Source organism: uncultured Campylobacter sp., from assembly GCF_938045775.1.
In the GTDB taxonomy this organism is placed as follows: domain Bacteria; phylum Campylobacterota; class Campylobacteria; order Campylobacterales; family Campylobacteraceae; genus Campylobacter_B.
In genome coordinates this window covers 1-11,722 of sequence record NZ_CALIBH010000120.1, presented here as the reverse complement: position 1 = coordinate 11,722, position 11,722 = coordinate 1, and the positions used below count along the sequence as shown (strand labels likewise).

Annotated in this window: 12 protein-coding genes; 3 read left to right on the top strand and 9 right to left on the bottom strand. The window is 50.9% G+C overall.

Annotated elements, in window-relative coordinates; translation table 11 throughout:
- Window positions 1-25 precede the first annotated feature (25 nt).
- The 9 genes from nuoI to Q0238_RS04585 are packed head-to-tail and all read right to left on the bottom strand — an operon-like array spanning window position 26 to window position 8,814.
- Window positions 26-1,285 carry an NADH-quinone oxidoreductase subunit NuoI gene (nuoI, locus tag Q0238_RS04625; protein WP_297943341.1) on the bottom strand — a complete coding sequence of 420 codons (1,260 nt, stop codon included), beginning with the start codon at window positions 1,283-1,285 and terminating at the stop codon, window positions 26-28.
- An 11-nt stretch (window positions 1,286-1,296) separates the two neighbouring features.
- On the bottom strand, window positions 1,297-2,292 hold the full coding sequence (nuoH, locus tag Q0238_RS04620) for an NADH-quinone oxidoreductase subunit NuoH (RefSeq protein ID WP_297881368.1): 996 nt from the start codon (window positions 2,290-2,292) through the stop codon (window positions 1,297-1,299).
- A complete protein-coding gene (locus Q0238_RS04615; RefSeq protein ID WP_297943339.1) occupies window positions 2,282-4,987 on the bottom strand; it encodes an NADH-quinone oxidoreductase subunit G in 2,706 nt (901 codons plus the stop codon). The genes nuoH and Q0238_RS04615 overlap by 11 nt, the downstream gene beginning before the upstream one ends.
- Window position 4,988: 1 nt before the next feature.
- Window positions 4,989-5,696 carry a hypothetical protein gene (locus Q0238_RS04610; RefSeq protein ID WP_297943337.1) on the bottom strand — a complete coding sequence of 236 codons (708 nt, stop codon included), beginning with the start codon at window positions 5,694-5,696 and terminating at the stop codon, window positions 4,989-4,991.
- Window positions 5,693-5,923: an NADH-ubiquinone oxidoreductase subunit E family protein gene (locus tag Q0238_RS04605; RefSeq protein ID WP_005869766.1), complete on the bottom strand. Its 231-nt coding sequence runs from the start codon at window positions 5,921-5,923 to the stop codon at window positions 5,693-5,695. Before Q0238_RS04605 ends, Q0238_RS04610 begins: the two co-directional genes overlap by 4 nt.
- Window positions 5,920-7,146: an NADH dehydrogenase (quinone) subunit D gene (gene nuoD / locus Q0238_RS04600; RefSeq protein ID WP_297943335.1), complete on the bottom strand. Its 1,227-nt coding sequence runs from the start codon at window positions 7,144-7,146 to the stop codon at window positions 5,920-5,922. Before nuoD ends, Q0238_RS04605 begins: the two co-directional genes overlap by 4 nt.
- Window positions 7,146-7,934 carry an NADH-quinone oxidoreductase subunit C gene (locus tag Q0238_RS04595; RefSeq protein ID WP_297943333.1) on the bottom strand — a complete coding sequence of 263 codons (789 nt, stop codon included), beginning with the start codon at window positions 7,932-7,934 and terminating at the stop codon, window positions 7,146-7,148. Before Q0238_RS04595 ends, nuoD begins: the two co-directional genes overlap by 1 nt.
- Window positions 7,934-8,443, bottom strand: a complete 510-nt coding sequence (locus Q0238_RS04590) for an NADH-quinone oxidoreductase subunit B (protein ID WP_297943331.1) — start codon at window positions 8,441-8,443, stop codon at window positions 7,934-7,936. Before Q0238_RS04590 ends, Q0238_RS04595 begins: the two co-directional genes overlap by 1 nt.
- Window positions 8,425-8,814 carry an NAD(P)H-quinone oxidoreductase subunit 3 gene (locus Q0238_RS04585; RefSeq protein ID WP_005869774.1) on the bottom strand — a complete coding sequence of 130 codons (390 nt, stop codon included), beginning with the start codon at window positions 8,812-8,814 and terminating at the stop codon, window positions 8,425-8,427. The genes Q0238_RS04590 and Q0238_RS04585 overlap by 19 nt, the downstream gene beginning before the upstream one ends.
- A 173-nt stretch (window positions 8,815-8,987) precedes the next feature.
- On the opposite strand from Q0238_RS04585, the gene Q0238_RS04580 reads away from it, so the two are divergent.
- The 3 genes from Q0238_RS04580 to Q0238_RS04570 all read left to right on the top strand — a co-directional run.
- Window positions 8,988-10,550 (top strand): inorganic phosphate transporter, encoded by a 1,563-nt coding sequence (locus tag Q0238_RS04580; RefSeq protein ID WP_297943329.1) that lies wholly within the window; start codon window positions 8,988-8,990, stop codon window positions 10,548-10,550.
- 221 nt (window positions 10,551-10,771) lie between these two features.
- Window positions 10,772-11,530, top strand: coding sequence for an AzlC family ABC transporter permease (locus Q0238_RS04575; protein ID WP_297943327.1), 759 nt, complete (start codon window positions 10,772-10,774; stop codon window positions 11,528-11,530).
- The coding region (locus Q0238_RS04570; protein ID WP_297943325.1) for an AzlD domain-containing protein at window positions 11,530-11,722 on the top strand (193 nt) is incomplete at its 3' end. The genes Q0238_RS04575 and Q0238_RS04570, both read left to right, overlap by 1 nt.

Genomic DNA, 11,722 nt, shown 5'->3' with positions numbered 1-11,722 from the left:
AAAAAATAAAATGCAAGCGTTTGTATCATTGCTCCTCCCCCTGCGCGGCGGAATCTTCGGCGCATTGCGAGGCGGAATTTTCTTTGGAATTTCGCGCCGAATCAAGCGTAGAATTTTCAGCTTCCTCAGTAGAATTCTTTTTGGAATTTGCCTTAGATTTTTTGCCTCGCGCGGCGGAATTTCCCGCGCCTTGCATGGCGGAATTTTCTTTAGAATTTTCCGCAGAATCGCCGTTCGTAGCGGAATTATTTTTAAAATTTTCCGTAGAATCGCCGATAGAATTGTCAGCGTGCGGCGCAACGGAACTCTCTTTAGAATTTTCCTTAGAATTTTTACTTTGAGCGACGGAACTCTCTTTAGAATTTTCCGCCAAATTTTTACTATCCGTAGCGGAGTCTTCTGCGCTTTGCGAAGCAGAATTTTCTTTGGAATTTCGCTGCGAATCAGGCGCGGAATTTTGAGCGTCCGTAACGGAATTTTCTTTAGAATTTTCGGCGTCCGCGGCGGAGCTTTTCTCTAAGCTTGCCCGCCCGACGTCTTGCCGCTCGGCTAAAATTTCGCCGCTTAAGCCCGCGCCGCCCGAAAATAGAATTTTATCGCTAGCGGCGCCCTTTTTTTTAGAGCTTTCCGCGGCGCTGATTTTTAAATTTGAATCCACGTTTTTTAAGCTTGGCTCGTCGCTTGCAGCGTCGCTTTTTATATAGGCGTTCGGCGTCACCTTGATCCGCGCGCCTGCGTTTTCATCCAGGCTGCCGTAGCCCGCAAACTCCTGCGCCGCGCCATTTAAGCATAAATTTTCGCCGCGAATCAAAAGATCCTCTTTGAAGCCGTAATACGCGCGCTGTTCGCTCGCAAGCTCGTATTCGCAGCCATGTACGATAGCGATCTCGGGGCAGACGTCCGCACAAAGCCCGCAGTAGACGCAGCGCCCTAAATTTATCGAGTAGTTATCTACCTTTTTGCGGCCGTCGGCGCCGAGGCTGGTCTCCATCGCGATGCAGTTTGCCACGCAGATCTTCTCGCACAAGCCGCATCCGATGCAGCGCTCGCTGCCGCTTTCAAGCAGGCGCATAAGCTTGTGCACGCCGCGGTATCTAGGCGGCATGACAAATTTTTCCATAGGATACCGAAGCGTATGCGAGCCGCCGCGCTTAAACATATTTTTTAGAACAACCCACAGCCCCACGAAAAGCTCGCCGCGAAAGGTGCGGGTTAGAAATCTGCGAAGCTTATCGCCGCCGGAGTTAATAGGGGCTCTTTTGTCGATCTGGGCGTATCTTGTCATCGCAACCCTCCTTAAACGATCGCTAGCGCCGTAATTAGCACGCAAGCAAGAGCTAGCGGCATACAGACTTTCCAGCAAAGCCCCATCAGCTGATCGGGGCGCAGATGCGGCCACGCCGCGCGAGCCCATAGGAAGCAGAAAAACACGAGGCTTGATTTTAATACCATCATAACGCCGCCAGGGATAAACCAAAACGCGTTGAATCCGCCCAAAAACAGCAGCGTCGTAACGACGGAGTAGGTTATGATATTGGCATATTCGCCGATAAAAAACATACCCCAGCGCATACCAGAATACGCCGTCCCCGCACCCGCTACGATCTCGGTTTCGTTTTCGGTGAGGCACAGCGGCGTGCGGTTGCACTCTACAAAGGCTGCGATGAGAAAGAGCGCGAAGCAGACGGGCTCTTTCCAGATAAACCACTTGTCAATACCGCCGCTTTGCGCGCTTACGATGTCGATAAGAGATAGCGAGCCCGTGATCATCACGATAGGGATCAGGCTAAGCCCGTTTATCACCTCAAAGCAGGTGATCTGCAAAAACGCGCGAAACGCGCCTATCGTGCCCCATTTATTGTAGCTCGCAAGCCCTCCGATCAGCAGTCCGTAAACGCAGGTGCCGCTAGCTCCGAGTAGGAACAAAATTCCCACATTTATATCGCTTAAAATCGGCTGTATCGTCCGCCCGCCGATAGTAAACTCCGGTAGCAGCGGCACCACCGAAAGCGCCACGAAAGCTCCCGTAGCCGATATGATCGGCGCGATCTTAAAAAGAAGCTTATTCGCCCGCGCAGGGATAGCGTCCTCTTTGGTAAAAAGCTTTATCATATCCGCGCCCACCTGCAAAAGCCCCGCAGGCCCGACCATAGAGGGCCCGATCCTGCGCTGCATAAAGGCAAGCACCTTGCGCTCGGCATAGGTTGCAAGCCCCGAGAGCAGCGCGATGACGGCTAAAATCACGAGCGCCTTTAAGACGGTGGCTACGAAATAAAATGCACTATCGCTCATCTGCCCTCTCCTTTGGAATTTTATCGATTTTCACGCTTGCGTAGCGTGAGGTTTTGAAAAATATCTCGCCGCCTAGTTTCTCGTCAAAATACGGCAGATACACCCCGCTAAAGCCTGGATCGGTCTTTACGCTAGCGACGATTTCGCGGTTTAAGCTTACGAGCCCAGTTGCGCCGCTTTCGCTGTTTTCATCGCCGGCGCCGCCGGCTTTATGCGCGGCGCTTGCGCGATCCGCTTTTTTTGCACGACCGGCGTCGCCCTTGTCGCTTTCGTTGCTAGCAGCGCTAGCTTTAGGTGCGCCGCTAGTTTTTTCATCATTGCTCGCGCCGTCTGCTTTGTAAATTTTAACGACGTCGCCCGCGTTCACGCCCAGAGCTTCGGCGATGTCTGGGCTTAGATACAGCGCGCCCGCTTCGCCCAGCCCGCTGCTTGCGCCGCTAAATTTATTGAATTGATGCAGCGGATTTGCCTCATAGATTAAAATTTCGCCCTCGCCTGCTTTAAGCGGCGCGGAAGGCGAAATTTCAAACTCCTCCTCGCTAGCGGCAAACTCCTCATTTCGCAGCTCATATCCGCGGTGGTTTGCGCCGCCGTTGTCATAAAAATTTTCTAAATCGTCAAATTTAACCGGTTCAAAATCCGCGCCCAAGCTTGACGTATAGCTGATCGCGTGTTCCGCGCAAACTCCCAGCGCACAGGCGATGTCGTTTAGCTCGTATCCGCCGTAATCAAGCGCCGCATTGGTAGGCACCACGCGCTTATCGTAGTTCGTAAACGTGCCCTCCTGCTGCACCAAGCTAGGCGCGTCCAGATCCGCTTCCAGCACGCCGAAGCTTATATCGCCCGCTTCATTGTAGCCTAGCGTCTCGCCCGCGCTCATTTGCGCGCTAAGTTCACAGATGAGCGCGACGCCAAGGCTATTCGTGCGCGGCGGCACCACTAGCACTTTTAGCGGCGTGTAGCGCTGCACCAAACCCGCTAGACGCGCGAGCGCGGCGCTATTTGGCGTGCGGATAAAATCCTCGCCGATGATGAGCGAAAAACTCTCCTTTTTAGCCAAAATTTCATCCACTTTCTGCTCGTCCAGCCCGAGCGTGCGGGCAAAATTTGAAATTTTACTTTCCGCAGGATTCTCGGAATTCTGCGCGGAATTTTTTGCGGAATTTTCAGCGCCATCCGCGCCTGCGGAATTTTCGGCACCGCTGGCACTCGCAACGTTCTCGGCACCATTTGCCTCCGTAGAATCCTCAGGATTTCGCGAACCCGCAGATTTCTCGTCTAAATTTTGCTTCGCCGCGGCGCGCGAAATTTCAAATTCCGCCGCGAGTTTCGCATCCAGCCACTCAGGCAGATCGCGCCCGAACTTTTGCAAGATCCAAAGCAGGATCTGCGCCTCCAACCCCGCGGCGTGCGGCTGATGGATGAAATTTTTGCTAAAACCTTTAATGCCCTCGTCGCAAAACGGATGAAAATAGATCCCGCTTGCCTTATTTAGCTTGCAGGCGCTGTTTACCGCATAGCCTAGATTTGGAGCGTCGCTGCGCAAAAACGTGCCGCAAACGACGATGAAATCGCTATTTTTAATGGTCTGCGAATCCGCATTATAAAATTTCGTGCCGCTAAATTTGGAAAATTCGCGCAGGAATTTTTGATAGGCAAGCGCTTCGTCGTTGATCAAAGCGAGCTTAAATTTTTGCCGCAAAAGCTCTAAAATCCGAGCTTCTTCATTGGTGATGAAACTGTTAAATTTGATATTTTTGATCTCGCCGTCCTCGATACCGCGCACGATACGGCTAAAAACCGCTTCGTTTTTGCTCGCCCGCTCGTTTGAAAAATCCCAGCCGAAGCGCGCTGCGGCGTGCAGGACGCTAAAATTTATGTCGCTGCTAACGCGATAAATTTTTTCACGCGGCTCGCCTATGCCGCGGCGCTTGATCTCGTAATAAAGCAGTTCGCAGTCGCTACTGTGCGGGTTGGAAGCGGGGATTTGGCGCAGTTCCCAGGCGTTTGAAACGTATTTAAACGCGCGCTCTACCAAAGCCCCCGTCGGACAGACCGCCGCGCTCTCGCCGTAGTTTACGCAATCATCATTTTCATTTACCCGCGCGATTAGGCTTTTTTGAAGTTTGTTCCACACGGCGTAGGCGTCTTTAGGCATTGCGTCCTTTTGCTCCTTACTTAGCGCGTCTCCGCCGCGCGGAACGAGCTTAAACGCATCTACGCCCAAGCGGTCTTTTGCGGCGGTAATACAGCGCTCGCAGACGATACAAAGGCTAGGATCATAGCTCAAATAACCCCAATCCTGCACCTCGCGCGCCGTATCGCGGATAGCGTAACTTTGGGCATTCGTGCGCATCAGATGGGCTAAATTTTGAAGCTCGCACTCGCCACTTTGATCGCAAACCCCGCACGCCATCGGGTGGTTGATACAATAAACCTGCGTGATCGCTTCGCGCTCGGCGTCGATCTCGGGGCTGCGGCTGTAAACGACCATGCCGTCTTTGGCCTTGGCGTTGCAGCTATAGACGCGTTTGCCGTCCGCTTCGACCATACAAAGTCTACATGCGAGCGTCGGCGTACCGCCGCTTAGATAACAAAGCGCAGGGATAAAAACGCCGCAGCGACGCGCGACCTGCAAGATGTACTCGCCCTCGTCGCACTCGCAAGCTTTACCGTCGATCGTGATCTTTGCCATTTTAAACCTTAGAAATTTCGGCCAGTTCGAAATTATAGCCGCTAAAGCCCCGTCCGCCCGAGCCTAGAAGCGCGATCGCGCCATTTATCCACCCCTCTTGGATAAATTCTTTTTCCAAATTTAAATGCGGCGTTTTGATGCGGACGCGATCGCCGTATTTGATCTTTGCGACCATACTAAAATACACTCCGCCGACGAGCCGATCATCCGCATCGTGTTTGAAAACCACGGCGCCGTCGAAGTTCATAGGCTCTTTAAGCGGGCTTAAATTTACTGCATGCGGTGCGGCTAGCTCCACTTGCTCGCCGCGTAAGCTTAAAATTTTAACTCCGAATTCTGCCGCTATGAGAGACAGAAAAGCTTTGATATTTTCGGCATCGGGATGAGTTTTAATAAGCGCATCGTCGATCAAAAGCGCGTCGCAGCCTCCCCGTAAAAACTCGCAAATCTGCTCGATCTCCTCCTCGCCCACGTTGCTTTCGCCGTTTAGATACTCCAGATCCAGCTCCGCGAAATATGGCTCGTCGCAAAAGCTCGCGCAGATTAGCGCCAGCACGAAGTTTTGCGCGCCGATCTCGCATTTAATCAGTTCACTTTCTAAATACGGATCTCGCAACGGCGATACGCTTAAAATTTTAGCGTGTTTAAAACCTTCCGTAAGCCCCGGACTTTGCAGTCTAAGTAGCGGCGCAAAATTTAAAATTTTCATATTCTCCCCTTTTTTGCGACTATCATCCAATCAACCTGGTTATAGCGGATCGAGCTTAAAAGCGTGGAATTTAGCCCCTCCACCAGATCGGCGCTCTTTTGAACCGCGCTGAAATCGCCCATCTCAAACATAAAGATCATCGTCTCGCCGCGAGCGGAATTTTTTAAAATTTCGCCCATGCGGTTTAAAAATTTATCGCCCAGATGCCTTAAATCGTAGCGCTTCATCGATCCACCTCGCCTAAGATAATATTCGTGCTGCCGATGATCGCCGCGGCGTCGGCAAGATACTGCCCGGGTAAAATTTCTTCGTAAATCGCGCAATGCCAAAAGCTAGGCGTGCGGATCTTAAGGCGGTAGGGGCGGCTTTCGCCCATCGAACGGATATAAAATCCAAGCTCACCCTTAGGACTCTCGCTCGCGGCGTAAATTTCGCCCACAGGCGGGCGCAAGCCCTGCGTAACCAGCACGAAATGCTGCATCAGCGAGTAGTTTTGCGTCATGATCTGCTCTTTGCTCGGATTTACGTAAGCGGGATCGATCGCTAAAATTTGCGGATCGCTTAGCGGATAGTGCTTCGCGCACTGGCGCAAAATTTTAAGACTCTCGCGCATCTCCGCCATATAACACTTATAGCGCGCGTAGCAATCGCCCTCGCTCGCATACGGCACGTCGAAATCAAGCTCGTCGTAGATGAGATAGGGCTCCTCTTTGCGGATATCCCAAGCATGCCCGCTAGCGCGGAGCGTCACGCCGCTACAGCCGCAGCTAAGAGCCGCTTCGTGCGAGATCACACCCACCCCCTCGGTTCGCATTAGCCAAATTCTATTGGTATCAAGCATATCTTCAAGCTCTTTAATGTCGCTTGGGAATTCGTCGCAAAATTTCAACATCTCCTCTATCCAGCCCGCAGGCAGATCCAAAAACACGCCGCCGATTTTGATATTATTGTGCGTAAGGCGCGCGCCGCAGTATTTTTCTATGAGATCGAGTATGTATTCGCGCGAACGAAAGCAGTATAGAAATACCGTCATCGCGCCGATGTCAAGCGCGTGCGTGCCCAAAAACAGAAGGTGCGAGCTGATGCGATTAAGCTCAAGCAAGATCGTGCGGATGATCTGCGCGCGGCGCGGCACTTCAATACCGCAGAGCTTCTCGACCGCGGCGCAAAAGCCGTAGTTATTCGAGCCTGATGCGATGTAATCTATGCGGTCTGTTACGGGGACGAACTCCGCGTAGATCATATTTTCGGCCATCTTTTCGATGCCTCGGTGCATATAGCCCACGCCCGGGCGGGCTCGCACGATGCGCTCGCCGTCAAGCTCCAGCACTAGCTTTAGCTGGCCGTGCGCGCTTGGATGCTGCGGACCGAAATTTAAGATCATATTCGCGCCCTCGCGCTCGTACTCGATGTTTTCGAAAAACGGTCTTAGCTTGCTTGGATTTTGCATTATTTTCTCTTTGTGATGATCTTGTAAATTCCGCGTTTAACGCGTTTTACGAAACGCACGCCGCCCTCTTCCTGATATTCTTGTAAAATTTTCTCTTGCGGCCGCGGCTCGCCGTAACCGCCCTCATGATAGAGCCGCGTAAAGTTAAAGGTATCTTTTTCATCCACGAATGCGGAATTTCGGTTTTCTTCGCCGATCCGCTCACGCGCGCCAACCCCAAAAATTTTATCCACCTCGTACCACTTGGCAAACTCGTCTCCTTGCAGCGGATAGGACTTCAAAAGCGGGTGTCCGAACCAATCATCGGGCATTATTAGGCGCGCCAAATTTGGATGATTTTCAATCCAAACGCCCATCATATCGTATAGCTCGCGCTCCGCCCAGTTCGCGCTTTTGTAGATACCCGCAGCGCTTTGCAAAAAGCTCTCATTCGGCACGAAGCACTTTAGCCGCGCGCGGCGCGCTCTTTTGATATCCAAAAGCTGATAAAAAACCTCGATGCCGCCGCGAGCCTCGGTAAAATCCACGCCGCTTAGCTCGCATAAAATTTCATATCCCGCGCTCTTAAGCGCACGCAGCGCCGCTAAATTTTGTCCAGGCTCCACATAGAGCACGAGAGTGTTAAATTCCACGTATGAGTTTAAAATTTGAATGCCTTCAAGCGCGTCCAGATCGTCTTTAAAATCGCTTTTGGCTACCTCCAACTTCGGCGTTTCTTCGGGAACGAAAAATCTGTCTTTGTAGTAATTTTTTTTACTCTGATCGCCTTTGGGATTAAATTTTCTCATCAGATCAGCCTTTTTGCCTTTTGCGCGCGGCGCGGGGTTTGGGTGCGGATCTTTTTTTGCAGTACCATCAGCGCAAACTGCAGCGTCTCAGGGCGAGGCGCACATCCAGGCAGATAGATATTCACGGGCACTATGCGGTCGCAGCCTTGAACGGTCGCGTAGGTATTAAACATCCCTCCGGTATTGGCGCAGCTACCCATGCTGATGACCCATTTGGGCTCTGGCATCGCGTCGTATAGGCGGCGCGTAAACTCGGCGTGCTTTTTACTAAGCGTGCCTGCGATTATCATCACATCCGATTGCTTGGCGCTTGCGCGAAATATCGTGCCGAAGCGGTCGAAGTCGAATCTGCCCGCGCCCGCCGCCATCATCTCGATCGCACAGCACGCAAGCCCGTATGTCATCGCCCACAAAGAGTTACTCCTGCCCCACGCGATCAGCTTATCGACGGTGGTGAGAACTACGGGAAGTCCGTTTTCGCGCGCGTAGTTTATCTTATGCTCTGCCAATTTAGCGCTCCTTTTTTCCAGGCGTAGATGAAACCGATGCCTAATAATACGATGAAAAACGCCATCTCTACAAGCCCGAACACACCTAAAATTTTAAAATTTACCGCCCACGGAAACATAAAGATAATCTCGACGTCAAAAAGTATGAAAAGCACGGCTATCAAAAAAAAGTGGGAGTTCATTCGGTTAGGCTGTTTGACGGCCTCGGGACCGCTTTCGTAAATTTCGCCCTTTAGCCGCTCGTCGCGCCTATCTGCTAAACGCGAGCCTACCAAAGAGGATAATTTAACGATGAGCGAAAAGACGCAAAAAGCCAGGATTAGCATTACGAATATTCCGAAATACGGGCTTTGCAGCGGAATTCTAGACATTTTTCGCCTCGGTTTTAAAATTTAATGCGGATTGTAACGAAGTATTGATTTAATAAAGCTTAGCGCGCGCCACTAAATTCGCTTTTAAAATTAAAATTTATATACCTCGCCTGTGCGATTTAGTGGGGATTAAGGCGCGTGTGGTAAAATTTCGCGGATTTTAAGGGAGAGCTATGAAATCTAGCAAGATAAGTCTCATTTTCTACGGCATATTCTGCGGCGTAACAATCTATTTTCTTATCTGGGGATTCGGTTTTATAGGAAGCGGCGATAAAATGCTATTTTTAGTTTCGGTATTTTTGGGCATCTTTATGGCCTTTAATATCGGCGGAAACGACGTGGCAAATTCCTTCGGCACCAGCGTCGGAAGCGGCACTCTTAGCATCGCACAAGCCCTTTGTATCGCGGCGGTATTTGAAGCAAGCGGCGCGGTAATCGCAGGCGGCGAAGTAACCTCGACGATCCGCAGCGGCATAATCGATCTTAGCAAAATGGACGTGCATCCTAGGGATTTTATCTATGTAATGATGAGCGCGCTTTTTGCGGCGGGGGCATGGTTACTTTTTGCCAGCAGAAAGGGTTTGCCCGTATCTACTACTCATGCGATCATCGGCGGCATCGTGGGCTCGGGGCTTACGCTAGGCGCCCTGCTTAATACCGCAGAGACTTCCGCATTGTGGCTCGTGCAGTGGGATAAGATCGGCAAAATAGCGATCTCTTGGGTACTCTCGCCGATTTTGGGCGGAGTGATCTCCTTTGGAATTTTCTGGCTCATCAAACATTACATTTTGGATTACAATCGCTACGCTCAAATAAAGATCGACCGCATAAAGCGCGAAAAAAAATCCCTCCGCAAGCTGCATAAAAAAACCTTTGAGACCCTGGACGATATTCAAAAGATCGCCTATGCAGAAGCGCTAAATCACGATATTTACGCGATGCGCGATCCCGATTTTGATCCAAGCGAACTGGATAGCGAGTATTATAAAAAGGTGATCGAGCTTGACGCTAAAAAAGAGAAGCTCAAATCCCACAAAGCTTTGGAATTCGGCATCCCTGCCGTAGCGGGTATCGGCGCTTTCGTGATCTCGGCGATGCTGATATTTAAGGGGCTGCATAATCTAAATTTCGGGCTTACGAATTTTTACAACTACCTCATCATCGGTATGTCAACGCTAATTACCTGGCTTTTGATGTTTATTTTCGCTAAAACCCTGCGCCGCTCAAATTTAAACAAATCCGCGTTTTTGATGTTTAGCTGGCTGCAGGTGCTCACTGCTAGCGGCTTTGCCTTTTCACACGGCAGCAACGATATCGCAAACGCCGTGGGTCCGTTTGCCGCCATCATAGATACGATGGCTACGAATAGTATCAATCCCTCCACTCCCGTGCCGCAGCAGATTATGATAATGTTCGCAGTAGCCCTCATAGCGGGACTTTGGTTCATAGGCAAAGAGGTGATCGCCACCGTAGGCACCAATCTCACGAAAATTCACCCAGCCTCTGGCTTTAGCGCCGAGCTCGCAAGCGCCGTCGTCGTCATGGCGGCATCGGTGCTGGGGCTTCCGATCTCCTCGACCCACGTGCTAATCGGCGCGATTTTAGGCATCGGCTTGGTAAATCGCAGCACGAACTGGTCGCTAATGAAGCCGATCGGGCTAGCGTGGATCATCACCCTGCCCGTCTCGGCGCTACTTTCGGCGTTTGCATTCGTGCTTTTGCGCCACGTATTTTAGGCTAAATTTAAAGATCCGCTCCCTTAAATTTTAAAATTTCGCAAAATTCTACGCAGGCTAAATTTTAAAATTTTACGGCGCCGAAGCGAGTAAATTTTGCAGCTCCTCTTGCGGCGAATCACAGCGCAAAACTCGCTCGCAGTAACGTATATCTCACCCGCACGCCCTGTAAAATTTAATCAAATTTTAGCTAAAATCGCGCTTTTAAATTTAGGAAAGCTATGAGTAAATTTGAAATTTTTAGATCCACCCTCGCCGTGATGATGGGCTACGTGCCGCTGGGGCTGGCATTTGGTATCTACGGCATCAGCCAAGACCTGCCCGTATGGGCACTGGCGCTAACCTCGCTGCTTATATACGCAGGCAGCGTGGAGTTCGTGCTGATCGCCTTCATCGTAACTCACGCCTCGCTCGTAGATACCTTCGTCGTGGCGTTTTTGCTAAATTTTCGCCATTTTTTCTACACGATGTCGCTACTGGACGAGCTGCGCTTCGTGCGTCATAAAATTTACGCTGTATATGCCCTTACCGACGAAACCTTTGCGCTGCTGAAAGCGCGCGCATTTTTGCGCCCCGAGGAGCTTAGCGGCGAGCGACCCGTAACGCCGCAAAGACTAAACGAGCTTGATCTGCTCTATAATCTAACCGCTGTTTTAAATCAATGCTACTGGGTTGCGGGCGTCGTTGTAGGGGCTGTTTTGGGAGCAAGCTTAAAGCTTGATTTTAGCGGGGTCGAGTTTAGCCTGACGGCGCTTTTTGCGATGCTAACCTATGAAGTTTTCAAAGCAAATCCACGATACAAAGTGCTATTTCTGGGCTTTGGCTGCGCGTTTGCGGGGCTTTTTATCTTTCCTGCAAAATACTTTTTATTCGGCACTTTGATTTTCGGCACAGCGGTATTGCTGCTCTTTCGTAAATACTTCGAGCGACCTTCGCACGCGGGGCGCAGGCTGCGAAAATTCCTAAAAAGGGGTAGGTAGTGGAAATTTTGCCCTATATCTTTCTGGCCTCGCTCGCTACGATTTTGACGCGATTTTTGCCGCTGTTTCTTTTTAAGAAAAAGACCGCGAGTCCAAATCTGGCGTATCTGCAGAAAAACTCGGGGCTTTTGATAATGGTCGTTTTGACGATCTATGCACTTAAAACGATGCTGCCTAGCTTTTCGGGCGATC